The sequence below is a fragment of the Micromonospora sp. MA102 genome (assembly GCF_025460765.1).
Taxonomy (GTDB): domain Bacteria; phylum Actinomycetota; class Actinomycetes; order Mycobacteriales; family Micromonosporaceae; genus Micromonospora; species Micromonospora halotolerans.
On record NZ_JAMWEG010000010.1, the window covers coordinates 143,345 to 157,769 of the forward strand.

Genomic DNA, 14,425 nt, shown 5'->3' on the forward strand with positions numbered 1-14,425 from the left:
CTCAACACGCGTTTCGGGGGGCCCGACTACACATCGTACGGTGGCCGCGGGATCGGGTCGACCATCGCGTCGAATCCGTTCGGGAGCTGCGCCACGAGATCCTGGAACTCGCCGACCGTGACCGTCTCCCGCAGGGTGGCGAGCACCGCGCGGGCGCCCACCTCGGCGACCGCCGGGTCCACTCCGGCCCGCTCCGCGACCCGGTATAGGAAGGCGACCGCGCCGCCCGTCGTGCCGCCCTCGCCCGGCGCGACGAGATAGCTGCCGACCTCGTCCGGCAGCTGCGCGGCCAGGTCCGCCGACTCGGTGGCGGTGATCCGCTCGGCGAGGGTCTGCAACACCGCCCGCGAGATCGTGGCGGCCTGACCGGTGGGCAGCTCGGCGCGGCGGGACACCGCCTCGACGAATCGGGGAAACCGCACAGCCGCACTCCTGTCGTCGCCGGCCGCCGCCGGATGTCCGGCAGCCCCGGCCCGAGCCGGCCGGAGCGTCGCGTCCGCGGTTACCCGCGCCCGACGGCCGCAAACGGCGGCGGCACCCGGGCGGCACCTACCGCGCCGGGCGGGCGAGGTCAGTGCAGCGCGCCGACAGCCCGGAAGTGGTCGAAGATGAGCTGATCCACCGCGGAGACCCGGGACCGGTCGGCGTAGCCGAGCCAGGCCAGCTCCGCGATCTCGCTCGCCGGCCGCAGCGTGCCCTCGTAGTCGGCGGCGTAGCAGGTCATCCGGACCAGCGTGCCGGCGCCGTGGCCGTGGGCCTGCGCGGTGAAGACACCCACCGGCACGGCGGACTCCGGCACGACGGCCACGTCCAGCTCCTCGGCGATCTCCCGGACCAGGGTCGCCAGGTCGGTCTCACCGGCTTCCCGCTTGCCGCCGGGCAGGTACCAGACGTCCCGGCCCCGGGACCGGGTGCTCAGCACCCGGCCGTCCTCGATCCGGATCCAGGCGACCTTGTCGATCTCGGGCACCGTGCTCCTCGGGTCTCGGCGGCGTGGGCGTGGATGACGCCAGGGAGCGACCCTACGCTCGACGGCCCCGCGGCCGGCGCGCACCGCCCGCTCCGGTGACCGGGCGGCCGATGGGTTTGCCGCCGCCGCCCGAGCGGGCACTCCCGCCGTGACGCCCGGGACGCCGGGCACCGACGCGGGACGGAGCATCCGGATGGAGTGGCTGAGGAGGCTCCTGGGTGGACCGGCATCGGCCCGGCAGGACGTCGCGGAGCGGTTGACCACGTACGGCCTCTTCCGGCGGGCGACCGAGACGGTCGGGCTGGACGACCGGGAGACCGTCCGGCGGTGGCTGCGGGATCTCGATCCGGACCTCCAGCAACAGGTGCACATCCGCCGCCCGTGGGGGGTCATCGCCGCCGTGAGCGACCACCGCGACCCGGTCGGTGTGGTCATGCAGGAGCCGGACGGCCGGGCGTGGGGCGCCTACGTGCCGGGCGCCGACCGCCGGGAGCACCTGACACCCGAGCAGGTCGAGGCCGTGATGCTCGCGGCACTCACCTCGACCGGACGACCCGACGGGCCGGACTGGCGGCCGATCCGCTGACCCGGCGGCGGGAACCGGACCGGTGCCCCCGCTGAGTAGGCTCGCCGCATGGCCCGCACCACCCATCCCGGCGCCTGCCCGCTGGACTGCCCCGACACCTGCGTCTGGCAACTCACGGTCTCCGACGGCCGGGCCGTCGCGCTGCGCGGCGACCGCGAGCACCCGTTCACCCGGGGCGCGCTCTGCGGCAAGGTCAACCGCTACCTCGACGCGGTCAACGGCCCCGACCGGCTGACCACCCCCTACGTGCGCACCGGCCCGAAGGGCGCCGGGCGGGTCGCGTACCGGCCGGCGAGCTGGGCGGAGGCGGTCGACCGGGTGGCCGCCGGGCTGCGCGCGAGCATCGAACGGGACGGCCCGGAGTCCGTGCTGCCCTACTACTTCGCCGGCACCATGGGCCACGTGCAGGGCTGGACGATGGGCCAGCGGCTCTTCGCGCACCTGGGTGCGTCCCGGCTGGACACCACCATCTGCACGGGCGCGGCCAGCGCGGCGCTGCGCTCGATCTACGGCGGCTCGGTCGGCTTCGAGCCGGAGTCGATCGTGGCCGCGAAGCTCATCGTGCTCTGGGGCGCCAACCCGCTCGCCACCAACCTGCACCTGTGGCCGTTCGTGCAGCAGGCCCGGGAGCGCGGCGCGTACCTGGTCACCATCGACCCGCTGCGCACCGACACCGCGGCCCGCAGCGACGAGCACGTCGCCCCGCTGCCCGGCACCGACGCGGCCCTCGCGCTCGGGCTCCTGCGGCACGTACGCGACGCCGGCGCGGCCGACGAGGAGTGGCTGGCCGCGCACACCGTCGGCTGGCCCGAGCTGGCCGCCCGGCTCGACGAGTGGCCGGTGGAGCGGGCCGCCGCCGAGTGCGGCCTGCCCGTCGAGGTGGTCCGCCGGCTCGGCGAGCGGATCGCCACCACCCGACCCACCGCCGTCCGGGTCGGGCTGGGCCTGCAACGGCACCACGGCGCCGGCCAGGCGATCCGCGCGATCTGCGCGCTGCCGCTGGTCACCGGCGACTTCCGGTACCCGGGCGGCGGCGCCCTCGTGTCGACCAGCGGGCACCACCCGATCGACGAGGGCCCGGTGGTCCGGCCGCCCGGCATGCCGGCCCCGGCCGCCCGGTCGGTGAACATGAGCCGGCTGGCGACCGTGCTCACCGGGGAGGCCGACCCGCCGGTGACCTCGCTGGTGGTGTTCAACGCCAACCCGGCCGCCACGGCACCGGACCAGAACCGGCTCCTCGCCGGCCTGCGCCGCGCCGACCTGTTCACGGTGGTGCTGGAGCAGCGCTGGACCGACACCTGCGACTACGCCGACGTGGTGCTGCCGGCGACCATGCAGCCGGAGCACCTCGACCTGCACTCCTCCTACGGCCACCACTACACGACGTTGAACCTGCCGGTCACCCGGGCGCCCGGGGAGGCCCTGCCGAACACCGAGATCTTCCGGCGGATCGCCGCGGCGCTCGGCATCGACCACCCCCGGTTCTCCGACAGCGACGAGGACCTGGCCCGGCAGCTGCTGGCCGGCACGCCGGTCAGCTTCGAGGAGCTGCGCGAGCAAACGTACGTTCGGGCCACCGGGGTGCCGGTGGGCGCGGCCCCGTTCGCCGCCGGCGGTTTCCCCACCCCGGACGGCCGGGCCCGGCTGCTCGACCCGGCGCTGGCCCGGCTCGGGGTGGACCCGCTGCCCGGGCACACCCCGCCCGTGGAGGCGGCCGACACCGAGCTGGCCCGCCGGTTCCCGCTGGTGCTGATCGCCCCGGCGGGCCGGTTCCTGATGAACTCCACCTTCGCGTCGCTGCCCTGGCACACGCGGCGGACCGGCCCGCCCCGGGTGCACCTGCACCCGGACGACGCGGCGACGCGCGGGCTCGCCGACGGCGACGCGGTGCGGGTGCGCAACGACCGGGGCGCGTTCCTCGCGGCGGTCGCCGTCGACGGGGCGACCCGACCGGGGCTGGCGTTCACGTACAAGGCGTACTGGGCGCGGCTGAGCCCGGGCCGGGCCACCGTCAACGCGGTCACCGCGGTGCGCGACACCGACCTGGGCGAGGCGCCGACGTTCCACGACTGCCGGGTCGAGGTCGAGCCGGTGCCGGCGGAGCTGCTGATCCCCGAGCCGCCGGCCGACGCGGCGGCCGTGCCGGCGCCGGCCGCCGCCGCCGACCCGGCGGCGGTGCCGGCCGGCTGAGCCGGGACTTCCGGCCCGCCGACAGGGTCCCTGCGCCCCTGCTGCCGCCCGCCGCCCGTCCGTAGCGTTCAGGACGGAAGAGGGAGGTCGCCATGCGTACGTGGCAGGTGCAGGACGTGATGACCACCGACGTCGCGACGGTACGGGAGGACACCGCGTACCGGGAGGTCGTGGACGTGCTGACCGGCCGGCGGGTCACCGCGGCGCCGGTGGTGGACGAGGCCCGGCGGGTTGTCGGAGTGGTCTCCGAGGCCGACCTCATGTACAAGGTGGAGCTGCTGGGGCAGCCGCGGGAGCGACGGATCCTCCCCGACCGGCACCGGCGGGAGGCGCGGGCCAAGGCCGGCGCGACCCTGGCCGCCGACCTGATGACCGCTCCCCCGGTCACCGTCACGCCGGACGCGTCGCTGGTCGAGGCGGCCCGGAGCATGGACGCCCGCGGGGTGAAGCGGCTGCCGGTCGTCGACGACCTGGGCCGGCTGGTCGGCATCGTGACCCGTGGAGACCTGCTCAAGGTCCACCTGCGCCCGGACGCCGACATCGCGCGGGACGTGCGCGAGGAGGTGCTGCGCCGGACCCTCGGCGTGCCCGACGGCGTGGTGGACGTGGCGGTGGACGGCGGCGTGGTCACGCTGACCGGGCAGCTCGACCGCTGGTCCACCGTGCGCCTGGCGCTGCGGCTGGCCGGTCAGGTCAGCGGCGTGGTCGAGGTGGTCGACGCGCTCGGCTACGCGATCGACGACGCCCCGATGGCCGCGCTGCGGGCCGGTGGCGGCACCCCCGCCGGCATCGCCTGATCCGCGCGGCCGGGCCGCCGGCGTCGCCGTCCCCCGGGCGACGCCGGCGGCTCAGCTCTCGGCGAGGGCGTCCAGCACCAGCGCGGCGGTCCAGCTGAACGCCGGGGAGCCGAGCCCCGCGCCGGTGTCCGGGTGGAAGTACTCGTGGGAGCCGGCACCGTCGACGAGGTTCAGCAGCGACTCGTGCAGCCCGGCGGCCAGGTCGGGGCGGTGGTGGGCGCGCAGCCCCCGCCACAGCAGCCAGCCGGTGTTCACCCAGCTCGGGCCGCGCCAGTAGCGCAGCGGCTCGAAGTCCGGCGCGGTGCGGTCGTGGGTGGGCAGCGGCCGGTCCATCCGGGCGGCCAGACCGAACCGGGGCGAGCACGCCTCGGCGAGCAGCGCCCGCACCTGGTGGGCCGGCAGGTCGGGCAGGATCAGCGGCATGAGCCCGAGCACCGTGCGGGCCGGGACGAGCCGGTCGGCCCGGACGTCGCGCGGCCGGAAGGTGCCGGTCACCGGGTCGTGGAGCCGGTCGACCAGGGCCTGCGTGATCCGCGCCGCGCGGTCCCGGTGCGGCCCGGGGTCGGCGCCCACCACGGTGGCGATCCGGGCGAGGGCCTGCTCGGAGACCCCGAGCGCCGCGTTGAACAGGGGGCACTCCACGAGGAACGGCTGCCGGTCGAGCAGCCCCTCGTCCCGGTACCGGCCGGCCCGGTAGGTGTCCACGAGCGCCACGTAGCGCGCGTAGTCCAGGTCGGTGGGGCGGTGCGCCGCGTCGGCGTGCGCGGTGTCGTGCCGCCGGTACGCCCGCAGCACCGCCTCGTCGGCGGGCACCGCGGCCAGCGGGGCGTCCCAGGCGGGGCTGTTGTCCAGGCCGGACTCCCACGGGTGCACGACGGCGGCCAGCCCGCCCCCGCCGACGTCCCGCCGGCCGGTCAGGTAGTGCTGCTGGGCGACCAGCCGCGGGTAGAGCCAGCGCAAGGCGGCCACGGACGCCGCGGAGGGAGCGCGGCGGTGCACCAGCCAGGCGGCCGGGGCGTGCACCGGCGGCTGGACGATCCCCGAGGTGGCCGCCGCCGGGGCGCCGTCGGCCCGGGCCGAGTCCCAGAACTCCGGCCCGGGGAAGTACGCGCCGACCCGCAGCGCCGGGTTGAACACGATGTGCGGCACCCGCCCGTCGGCCCACTGCGCGGCGAACAGGGTGCGCAGTTCCCGCCAGGCCCGGTCCGGGCGGACGTGCGCCAGCCCGACCGCGATGAACGCCGAGTCCCAGCTCCACTGGTGCGGATAGAGCGTGCGGGAGGGCACGGTGTGGTCGTGTTCCCAGTTGGCGTCCAGCGTGGCCAGCGCGAGCCGGCGCAGCCGGGCGGCCCGCTCTGCGTCACCGGGACCGCCGGGCCGCACCCGGGCCGCGCCGCCGGGGGCGCTCACGCCGCCGCCTCGCTGTCGCTCCGCACGGACGCGAGGCGCCGCGCTACCGCGCCCCATGGCTCGCTCGCTCCGCTCGCTCACGCCGCCGCCCGCCGTGGCCGGGCCTGAGCGAGGACGGTGGCGGCCTGGCGAAGGGCGGCGACGGGTTCGCCGCGCAGCCGGCACTCCAGTGCCAGCCAGCCGGGGTAGCCGATCCCGTCCAGGGTGGCCAGCAGCCTCGGCCAGTCCAGGTGCCCCGCCCCCGGCTGGTGCCGGTTGGAGTCGCTGACCTGCACGTGCCCCAGGTACGGCGCGGCCGCCCGCAGCGCCGCGCAGGCGTCGTCCTCCTCGATGTTCATGTGGTAGGTGTCGGCGACCACCCGGACCGAGGGCAGCCCGACGGCACGGCACAGGGCGACCGCCTCGTCGAGCCGGTTGACCATGTGGTCCTCGTACCGGTTGAGGGGTTCCAGGAAGAGGGTGACCCCCTCGGCGCGGGCGTGCTCGCCCAGCTGGCCCAGGGCGTCGACGAGCACCCGCCGGTCGCCCTCGGGCGGGCGGGGCGGCTCGAACGGCGGCAGCCGGCGGGAGAACATCCCCCAGGCGGCCGGGGTCATGGCGCCGATCCCGCCGAGCTCCGCGATCACGGAGAGCTGGGAGCGCAGGTTGCGCACGGCGTCCCGGGAGCGCGCGGGGTCGAAGTCGCCGATGAAGTGGTCCATCTCGACGCAGACGGTCGGCATGACCACGCCCTCGGCGCGGGCGCGGCGCAGCTCCGGCAGCCGCCGGGCCAGGGCCAGGTCACCCCGGCCGCGCAGCTCGATGCCCTGGTAGCCGAGGGAGACGGCGAGGGCGTACTTCTCGGACAGGCCGGCGCCGGGGAGCAACTGCTCCTGGCAGGCCAGGGGGATGGTCATGGGAACCTCAGCACCACTTGGAGGGCGTCACCGTCACCGCGGTCGAGCAACGCCAGCGCGTCGGCCACCGCGCCCGCGTCGACGACGTGGCTCACCAGCGGCAGCGGGTCGACGCTGCCCTCGGCCACCAGGTCCATGAAGGTGTGGGCGATCCGGGTCCCGGTCCACCGGCCGGCCGTGCCGGGCGCGGGGGCGGACCCGGAGATCTGGGCCGCCACCAGCTGGATCCGGTTGTGGTGGAACTCCTCGCCGAGCCCCAGCCCGTGGGCGTATCCCTGGTAGAAGCCGGCGGCCACGACGCGGCCGGCGTGGGTGGTGGCGCGGATGGCCTCGTGCAGCGCCGGGTACGACCCGGACAGCTCCAGGCAGACGTCCGCGCCGCGGCCGCCGGTGGCCGCGTGCAGCGCGGCGGCGGCGGAGTCGACGGTGGCGTCGACCACCCGGCGGGCGCCGAGCCGGGTGGCGTGGGCGAGCCGGTCCGGTACCCGGTCGACGGCCACCACCCGGGCTCCGGAGAGGACGGCGAGTCGGGTGCCGAGCAGCCCGATCACCCCCTGGCCGAAGACACCCACCCAGTCGCCGAGGTGCAGGTCGCCGGCGAGCACGGCGGTCAGCGCGATGGCGCCGGGGCGGGCGAAGACGGCGGCCAGGGGGTCGAGCCCGGGGGCGAGCGGGGTGACCGCGCCGGCGGCCAGCACGGCCTCGGCGCGGTGCCCCCAGATGCCCCAGACGACCTGCCCGGGCCGGCGGTCGGCGACGTCGGGCGCGACCTCGACGACCTCGCCGACCTCCTCGTAGCCGAAGCCCACCACGGGGTACGCGGGCGCGGCCTGCCGGGGCACGAACATCCGGGTGGCGTCGTCCCAGTCCTTGCTGAGCCGGGGATTGCTGCCCCGGTAGAGGGTCAGCTCGGTGCCGGCGGAGATCCCGGAGTAGCAGGTGCGGACGCGGACCTGGCCCGGGCCGAGCGGGTCCGGGGGGCAGGGCTCCAGGCTCACCCGCCGGGGCCCGGCCAGAGAGACAACCCAGTTGGCCATGGCGTCGCTCCGAGGAAAGTGCCGGAGCCAATTCTAAACCGAAATATTGGTAATTGTCTTGTAATTGATCAATCGAGAGCGTTAAATCCCTGATGTACCCTTCGAGAGGAGTGCCACCGATGCCATCACCCTCGATGCGGATCCTCGCCCCCACCCTGATCATGGCACTTGCCGGGACAACCCTGCTGGCCTGCGGTGACGACGAGCCGAAATCCGACAGTTCTCAGATAACAGTGTGGAGCCTGGAAGACGTGGCGGACCGGGTGAGCGCCACCAAGGCCATCATCGCGGACTACACCGCCAAGACCGGCGTCAAGGTCAACCTGGTCACCGTCAACGAGGACCAGTTCCCCTCCCTCATCGCCTCCAGTGCCGCCGCCGGCGACCTGCCCGACGTGGTCGGCTCGGTCTCCCTGGCCGGGGTGCGCACGCTGTCCGGCAACGACCTGCTGGAGCCGGACGCCAACAAGAAGGTCGTCGAGAAGCTCGGCCGGGACACGTTCTCCCCGCGCGCCCTCGAACTGACCAGCGAGGACGGCAAGCAGCTCGCCGTGCCCAGCGACGGGTGGGGCCAGCTGCTGGTCTACCGCAAGGACCTGTTCGCGGCGGCGGGCCTGTCCGCCCCCGACACGTACGAGAAGATCGCCGCCGCGGCGGCGAAGCTGAACACCGGCGGCGTCGCCGGCATCACCGCCGCGACCGCCCCCGGTGACGTCTTCACCCAGCAGACCTTCGAGCACCTCGCGCTGGCCAACAACTGCCAGCTCACCGACGACGCCGGCAAGGTCACGCTGGACTCCGCCGAGTGCGTCGAGGCGTTCCGCTTCTACGGCGACCTGATGCGGAACAACTCGGTCAAGGGCGCGCAGGACGTGGACACCACCCGGGCCACCTACTTCGCCGGCAAGGCGGCCATGCTGATCTGGTCGCCGTTCATCCTCGACGAGCTGGCCGGGCTGCGTAACGACGCCAAGCCGACCTGCCCGCAGTGCCAGTCCGACCCGGCCTGGCTGGCGAAGAACAGCGGCTTCGTCACCGCGATCAAGGGTCCGAACGGCGCCGAGCCGGCCCAGTACGGCGAGATCAGCTCCTGGGCGGTGCTCGACGGCGCGAGCGACCCCGCATCGTCCTTCGTGGAGTACATGCTCTCCGACGGCTACCCGCGCTGGTTCGGCATGTCCCCCGAGGGGCGCTTCCCCGTGCGCACCGGCACGGCGGAGGACAAGCAGAAGTTCCTCACCGCCTGGAACACCAGCCAGGCGGGGGTGGACCGCAAGCAGCCGCTGTCGGCGGTCTACGGCGACGACGTGCTCGCCACCCTGCGCAAGAGCCCGGACACCTTCCAGCGCTGGGGGCTGACCCAGGGTCAGGGCAAGCTGGTCGGGGCGATCCTCGGCGAGCTGCCGGTGCCCAAGGCGCTCGCCGACGTGATCGGCGGGAAGTCCGACGCCCGGGCCGCCGCCGAGCGGGCGAAGAAGGACGTCGACGCGATCGCCAAGGGCGTGAATTGACCACCACCGCGCCGGAGGCCGGCCGCTCCCCTACCGGGGAGCGGCCCCGCCGGCCCGGCCGACGCCCGCTCACCCTGCGCCGCCGCGAGTCCCGCGCCGGGCTCGCGCTGGTCGCCCCGACCCTGCTCGTCGTGGTCGCGGTGATCGGCATACCGATCGTGTGGACCGTGGTGCTGGCCTTCCAGCGGGTACGCCTCGCCACCCTGCGCCGGACCGGCCTCTTCGGCGAGCTGACCCTGGACAACGTCGACCGGGTGCTGCACACCCCGGGATTCGCCGACACGCTCTGGACCACCGTGCTCTACAGCGCCGGCGGGACCGTCGGCTCCATCCTGGTCGGCCTGGTGGCGGCGCTGGTGGTCCGCCGGCCGTTCCGGGGCCGCACGATCGTCCGCGCATCGATGCTGCTGCCGTACGTGGCGCCGGTGGTCGCCATGACGTTCGTCTGGCAGGTGATGCTCGACCCGCAGCTCGGCTTCGTCAACGACTGGGGCCGCCGGTTCCTCGGCTGGGACGAGCCCGTGCCGTTCCTGTCCCAGGAGTCCACCGCCCTCTGGACGGTCATCGCGTTCGAGGCGTGGCGCTACTTCCCGTTCGCCTTCCTGTTCCTGCTGGCCCGGCTCCAGGCCGTGCCGGGCGAGCTGGAGGAGGCGGCCCGGGTCGACGGCGCCACCCCGACCCAGCGCTTCCGGCACATCCTGCTGCCCCAGCTCATGCCGGTGATCGCGCTGATCGGGGTGCTCCGGTTCATCATGACCTTCAACAAGTTCGACGACGTCTACCTGCTCACCGGGGGCTCGGCCGGCACCGAGGTGGTCAGCGTCCGGGTCTACCAGTTCCTCACCGCGCGGACCGACATCGGCGCGGCCGCGGCGCAGGCGGTCGTGCTGGCCGTGGTGCTGATCGTCTTCGTCGCGATCTACCTGCGCTTCTTCAGCGGCCGACGGGAGGGGGCGTGATGGACCGGGACCGGATCGAGACGGTGAGCCTGCGCTGGCTGCGCCGGCTGGTGATCACCGCCTTCCTGCTGGTCACGCTGCTGCCGTTCTGGTACATGCTGGTGCTCTCGGTGCGCCCCATCGAGCGGCTGCTGCTCGACCCCGGCTCGCTGGTCGTGCCGTTCGGCGAGCTGACCGTCGCCACCTACGCCGAGGTGCTGAAGTCCGTGGAGGACGGCGGGCAGGGCTTCCTCACCTTCATCCGCAACAGCGGCATCGTGGCGCTGGCCGCCACCGCGCTCACCCTGGTGATCGCCATCCCCGGCGCGTACGCGGTGTCCCGGCTGCGGTTCTTCGGCCGGCGGCAGGTCAGCGCGCTGTTCCTGGCGGTCTACCTGTTCCCGTCGATCGTCATCGCGATCCCGCTCTTCGTGGTGTTCACCCGGGCCGGGCTCCGCGGGTCGCTGGTCGGGCTGGTGCTGGTCTACATCTCGCAGACCCTGCCGGTCTCGGTCTACATGCTGAAGAACTACTTCGAGACGATCCCGGTCAGCCTGGAGGAGTCAGCGGCGATCGACGGGGCCGGCCGGCTCGGCATCATCCGCCGGGTCAGCCTGCCGCTCGCCGCGCCGTCGGTGATGGCGGTCGCGCTCTACGACTTCATGATCGCCTGGAACGAGTTCCTCTTCGCGCTGCTCTTCCTGGTCGACCGGCCCAACCGGTGGACCGTGTCGCTGGGCCTGTCGCTGCTCTCCGACGGTGTCGAGGTGCCGAAGACGGTGCTGATGGCCGGCTCGGTGATCCTCACCCTGCCGATCGTGATCCTCTTCTTCGCCAGCGAGCGGCTGCTCACCGAGGGCCTCACCAGCGGCGCGGAGAAGGGATAGTTGACCTTGGCGGACGGCTCCACCAGGATGGCCCGGTGCGGGCGACCCGGGAACGGACGGTCAGCGGGCGGCTGGCCCGGCTGATCACCGAGGTGCTCGCGCCGGGCGTCCTGGTGACCGCCCTGCCGCTGGTGGCGGCCGCCCGGGTCAGCCACTCCCCGCAGCAGTTCCTGCTCTGGGCCGGCACCGCCCTGCTGTTCTGCGCGGTGATCCCGGTCGGCGTGATCGTCCACGGCGTACGCCGTGGCCGGCTCACCGACCGGCACGTCGGCGACCACACCCAGCGGGCCCGCCCGCTGCTGACCGGCCTGGCCTCGGTGGCGCTCGGCATGGCCCTGCTGGCCGCGCTGCGCGCCCCGGCCGAACTGTTCGCCGTGATCGTGGTGATCTTCGTGGTCGGCGTGGCCTGCACCCTGGCGAACCACTGGTGGAAGCTGAGCATCCACAGCGCGGTCGCGGCCGCCACCACCACCGTCCTGGTGCTGCTGTTCGGCCCGACGCTGCACGCCGGCTGGCTGCTGGTGGCCGCGGTCGGCTGGTCCCGGGTGGTGTTGCGGGACCACACCTGGCCGCAGGTGGTCGCCGGCGCGGTCACCGGCGCCCCGCTCGCGGCCGGCGCCTTCCTGGCGCTGGGCTGAGGTTCCCCCGCCGGGCTCTCACAAGATCAGCTACCGTGGGCGGCATGGGCAAGCCGACCCGCTGGGTGACCGACACGAAGCCCGGCCACTCGCAGTGGTACGTCGACCGGTTCCGCCAACTCGCCGCCGAAGGGGCGGACCTGGCCGGCGAGGCCCGGCTGCTGGACGCGCTCGTCGCGCCCGGCGCGCGGGTCCTGGACGCCGGCTGCGGCACCGGGCGGGTGGCCGCCGCGCTGGCCGCCCGGGGCCACACCGCGGTGGGCGTCGACGCCGACCCGGTGCTGATCGACGCCGCCCGCACCGACCACCCCGGCCCGCGCTTCCTGGTCGCCGACCTGGCCGAACTGGACCTGGCCGCGCAGGACGAGCCCGAGCCGTTCGACGCGGCCGTGGTGGCCGGCAACGTGATGGCGTTCGTCGCCCCCGGCACCGAGCGCGCCGTGCTGACCCGCGTGGCCGCGCATGTCCGGCCGGACGGCGTCGTGGTGGTCGGCTTCGGCACCGACCGCGGCTACCCGCTCACCGGGCTGGACGCCGACGCGGTGGCCGCCGGGCTCCGCCTCGAACACCGCTTCGCCACCTGGGACCTGCGCCCCTGGCACGACGACGCGGAGTTCGCGGTGACCGTGTTCCGCAAGTCGGCCGCCTGAGCCGTCCCGGCGCTGCTTCCGCCGCGGGCCGGCCTCACGCCGGCGCGGCGACCGCGCGGGCGGCGGCCGGGTCGAGCGGGCTGCCGGCCGGCACCAGGCTGACCAGGCCCGCCGGCAGCCGGACCGGACGCACCCCGGCGTAGCCGAGCATGCCGGGCACGTCCGCACCGGCCAGCGCGTAGCGCCGGCCGAGGTCGGTGACCACGCAGACCGCCCCGCCGGTGGCGCCGGGAGCGGCGACCGACTCGACGAGCGCACCCCGCCCCGGCTCGACCACCACCTGGTCGGCCAGCCCGCCCCGACCGGCCGGCGTCCGCGCGGCCGCGGAGAGGTCCGGCGGGGTGGCGCCGAGCCGGACCTCGCGTACGCCGGTGTCGTCCCCGGCGCTGGCACAGAGCGCGCCGCCCTCCACCGTGGCCAGCGCGGGCGGGACGGCGGGCGGGGCGGTCGGCCCGGTGGGCACCAGATCGGGGAGCTTCGGCAGGGCGGCGAACCGGCCCAGGGTGATCGGTTCCGGGTCGCCCTGGCCGGTGCGGGCGAGCAGCAGGGCCGCCTGCAACTCGGTGATGCCGGCCAGGCCGGTCCGCCCGGCCACCGCGTACTGCCGGCCGCCCCCGGAGTTGCGGACCAGGTAGACGTCGCCGACGGTCGCGCCGGCGACCCGCTCGGACGGGGTGCCCAGGTCGCGCAGCGGGGGCGGCGCCAGGTCGGCGCCGGCCGGCACCGTGTTGAGCAGCGCCGGGGCCACCGGCACCGCCCGTTCCCGGGTGGCGGCCAGCGCGGCGAGCACCCGGTCGGTGTCCCGGAGCAGGAAGCGCCGCTCATGCCAGAGCAGGTGCAGGGTGCCGTCCGGGTGGCGCAGCAGCAGGCCCTGGTCGCCGAGGGGCCGGCCGCCGGTGGGGCCCCGCCCGACCAGCAGCGCCGAACGGACCTCCGTGCGGCCCGCCTCGGCGGCGGTGACCGAGCAGACCGTCCATGCCCCGCCGGTGAGCCGCCCCGGCGCGGGCAGCGAGTCGGGAGCGTCGGCGATGCCGAGCGGCAGGCCGCGCGGCACGCCCTCGATGGAGCGGCGGGAGACCAGCACGGTCTTCGGCCGCTCCGCCCCGATGACCAGCAGCGCCGAGGCGTAGTTGAGGACCGGGTGCAGCTTCTCCTCCCGGTAGACGAACCGCGCGCCGGACTCCTTCTCGACGATCACCGCGCCCGTGTCACGCCAGGCGCTGCCGCCCCCGGCGAACAGTCCGTAGAGGGCGACCCCGCCGAGCGCGATCACGGCGACCAGCACGCTGGCCAGGCCGGCGCCGGCCAGCCGCCGGAACGGCGACTGCGCGGGGTCGGTCTCCCGCATCACCAGGGCGGCGACCGCCCGCTGGACGGTGAACTGGTAGGAGTGGAGCTGGTCCTGCCGGGACGGCATCGGGCCCCTTCCCGAGAGCGATCGTCGGCGCACAGGATAAGCGCTCCGTCGATCTCCCGGGGACCCTCCGTGTCCGCCGGGCGCCTCGGCCGGCCGGCGGCCGGGTGGAGTGACCCCGCAGACCGGGTGGCGGACCGGGTACCCCCGGGGGTATGTTTGCCTCCAGGAGGTGCACGGTGAAACTTCGACCCGAGATGACCGGCGACGCCCTGACCCGGCTCAAGCGGGCCCGCGGCCAGCTCAACGCCGTCATCGACATGATCGAGAACGGGGAGGACTGCCGGGCCGCCCTGACCCAGCTCGCCGCGGTCTCCAAGGCGATCGACCGGGCCGGCTTCAAGATCATCGCCTCCGGCATGCGGCACTGCGGCACCGCCCGCGACCGGGGCGAGGAGCCGGAGATGACGGAGGAGGAGCTGGAGAAGCTCTTCCTCGCCCTGGCCTGACCGAAACACACCACCGCCCGCGTGGCCTGATCGGCGCGTGGGCGGGTATTTC

Annotated in this window: 15 protein-coding genes; 9 read left to right on the forward strand and 6 right to left on the reverse strand. The window is 74.9% G+C overall.

Features of this window, described 5'->3' with window-relative positions; genetic code table 11:
- Positions 1-26: 26 nt before the first annotated feature.
- Both NFX44_RS21085 and NFX44_RS21090 read right to left on the reverse strand, forming a co-directional pair.
- Positions 27-422, reverse strand: coding sequence for a DUF2267 domain-containing protein (locus NFX44_RS21085; protein WP_262285286.1), 396 nt, complete (start codon positions 420-422; stop codon positions 27-29).
- Positions 423-571: 149 nt separating this feature from the next.
- Complete coding sequence (locus NFX44_RS21090; RefSeq protein WP_262285287.1) at positions 572-970, reverse strand: NUDIX domain-containing protein; 399 nt, start codon at positions 968-970, stop codon at positions 572-574.
- Positions 971-1,163: 193 nt separating this feature from the next.
- Here NFX44_RS21090 and NFX44_RS21095 point away from each other — a divergent pair, with 193 nt between their 5' ends.
- From NFX44_RS21095 to NFX44_RS21105, 3 genes are all read left to right on the forward strand, one after another.
- Positions 1,164-1,556 carry a hypothetical protein gene (locus NFX44_RS21095; protein WP_262285288.1) on the forward strand — a complete coding sequence of 131 codons (393 nt, stop codon included), beginning with the start codon at positions 1,164-1,166 and terminating at the stop codon, positions 1,554-1,556.
- A gap of 48 nt (positions 1,557-1,604) precedes the next feature.
- Positions 1,605-3,746 (forward strand): molybdopterin-dependent oxidoreductase, encoded by a 2,142-nt coding sequence (locus NFX44_RS21100; RefSeq protein WP_262285289.1) that lies wholly within the window; start codon positions 1,605-1,607, stop codon positions 3,744-3,746.
- 92 nt (positions 3,747-3,838) lie between these two features.
- A complete protein-coding gene (locus NFX44_RS21105) occupies positions 3,839-4,543 on the forward strand; it encodes a CBS domain-containing protein (protein WP_262285290.1) in 705 nt (234 codons plus the stop codon).
- Between the two features lie 51 nt (positions 4,544-4,594).
- On the opposite strand, the gene NFX44_RS21110 is transcribed toward NFX44_RS21105, so the two are convergent.
- From NFX44_RS21110 to NFX44_RS21120, 3 genes are all read right to left on the reverse strand, one after another.
- Entirely contained in the window at positions 4,595-5,953 is a 1,359-nt protein-coding gene (locus NFX44_RS21110) for a hypothetical protein (RefSeq protein WP_262285291.1), read from the reverse strand.
- Between the two features lie 77 nt (positions 5,954-6,030).
- Positions 6,031-6,849: a sugar phosphate isomerase/epimerase family protein gene (locus NFX44_RS21115; protein WP_262285292.1), complete on the reverse strand. Its 819-nt coding sequence runs from the start codon at positions 6,847-6,849 to the stop codon at positions 6,031-6,033.
- Positions 6,846-7,886: a zinc-binding alcohol dehydrogenase gene (locus tag NFX44_RS21120; RefSeq protein ID WP_262285293.1), complete on the reverse strand. Its 1,041-nt coding sequence runs from the start codon at positions 7,884-7,886 to the stop codon at positions 6,846-6,848. Before NFX44_RS21120 ends, NFX44_RS21115 begins: the two co-directional genes overlap by 4 nt.
- Positions 7,887-8,005: 119 nt before the next feature.
- On the opposite strand from NFX44_RS21120, the gene NFX44_RS21125 reads away from it, so the two are divergent.
- From NFX44_RS21125 to NFX44_RS21145, 5 genes are read left to right on the forward strand one after another with little or no spacing between them, the layout of a single operon-like run.
- The gene (locus NFX44_RS21125) at positions 8,006-9,397 is read left to right on the forward strand and encodes an ABC transporter substrate-binding protein (RefSeq protein ID WP_262285294.1); all 1,392 of its coding nucleotides are present in this window, start codon (positions 8,006-8,008) and stop codon (positions 9,395-9,397) included.
- The gene (locus NFX44_RS21130) at positions 9,394-10,356 is read left to right on the forward strand and encodes a carbohydrate ABC transporter permease (RefSeq protein ID WP_262285295.1); all 963 of its coding nucleotides are present in this window, start codon (positions 9,394-9,396) and stop codon (positions 10,354-10,356) included. Before NFX44_RS21125 ends, NFX44_RS21130 begins: the two co-directional genes overlap by 4 nt.
- The gene (locus NFX44_RS21135) at positions 10,356-11,222 is read left to right on the forward strand and encodes a carbohydrate ABC transporter permease (RefSeq protein ID WP_262285375.1); all 867 of its coding nucleotides are present in this window, start codon (positions 10,356-10,358) and stop codon (positions 11,220-11,222) included. The genes NFX44_RS21130 and NFX44_RS21135 overlap by 1 nt, the downstream gene beginning before the upstream one ends.
- Positions 11,223-11,257: 35 nt before the next feature.
- A complete protein-coding gene (locus NFX44_RS21140; RefSeq protein ID WP_262285296.1) occupies positions 11,258-11,860 on the forward strand; it encodes a phosphatase PAP2 family protein in 603 nt (200 codons plus the stop codon).
- Between the two features lie 44 nt (positions 11,861-11,904).
- Positions 11,905-12,510: a bifunctional 2-polyprenyl-6-hydroxyphenol methylase/3-demethylubiquinol 3-O-methyltransferase UbiG gene (locus tag NFX44_RS21145; RefSeq protein ID WP_262285297.1), complete on the forward strand. Its 606-nt coding sequence runs from the start codon at positions 11,905-11,907 to the stop codon at positions 12,508-12,510.
- 34 nt (positions 12,511-12,544) lie between these two features.
- Here the strand turns inward: NFX44_RS21145 and eccB are convergent, their stop codons facing one another.
- On the reverse strand, positions 12,545-13,927 hold the full coding sequence (gene eccB, locus NFX44_RS21150; RefSeq protein WP_262285298.1) for a type VII secretion protein EccB: 1,383 nt from the start codon (positions 13,925-13,927) through the stop codon (positions 12,545-12,547).
- Positions 13,928-14,103: 176 nt separating this feature from the next.
- Between eccB and NFX44_RS21155 the strand changes: the two genes are divergently transcribed.
- The gene (locus NFX44_RS21155; RefSeq protein ID WP_262285299.1) at positions 14,104-14,373 is read left to right on the forward strand and encodes a metal-sensitive transcriptional regulator; all 270 of its coding nucleotides are present in this window, start codon (positions 14,104-14,106) and stop codon (positions 14,371-14,373) included.
- The last annotated feature ends 52 nt before the right edge of the window (positions 14,374-14,425 follow it).

What these genes read in the sequence shown, in the direction of transcription:
- NFX44_RS21105 (WP_262285290.1), top strand. Translation starts at nt 3,839, where the DNA reads ATGCGTACGTGGCAGGTGCAGGACGTGATGACCACCGACGTCGCGACG.
- NFX44_RS21120 (WP_262285293.1), bottom strand. Translation starts at nt 7,886, where the DNA reads ATGGCCAACTGGGTTGTCTCTCTGGCCGGGCCCCGGCGGGTGAGCCTG.
- NFX44_RS21115 (WP_262285292.1), bottom strand. Translation starts at nt 6,849, where the DNA reads ATGACCATCCCCCTGGCCTGCCAGGAGCAGTTGCTCCCCGGCGCCGGC.
- NFX44_RS21095 (WP_262285288.1), top strand. Translation starts at nt 1,164, where the DNA reads ATGGAGTGGCTGAGGAGGCTCCTGGGTGGACCGGCATCGGCCCGGCAG.
- NFX44_RS21100 (WP_262285289.1), top strand. Translation starts at nt 1,605, where the DNA reads ATGGCCCGCACCACCCATCCCGGCGCCTGCCCGCTGGACTGCCCCGAC.
- NFX44_RS21135 (WP_262285375.1), top strand. Translation starts at nt 10,356, where the DNA reads ATGGACCGGGACCGGATCGAGACGGTGAGCCTGCGCTGGCTGCGCCGG.
- NFX44_RS21145 (WP_262285297.1), top strand. Translation starts at nt 11,905, where the DNA reads ATGGGCAAGCCGACCCGCTGGGTGACCGACACGAAGCCCGGCCACTCG.
- NFX44_RS21125 (WP_262285294.1), top strand. Translation starts at nt 8,006, where the DNA reads ATGCCATCACCCTCGATGCGGATCCTCGCCCCCACCCTGATCATGGCA.
- eccB (WP_262285298.1), bottom strand. Translation starts at nt 13,927, where the DNA reads ATGCCGTCCCGGCAGGACCAGCTCCACTCCTACCAGTTCACCGTCCAG.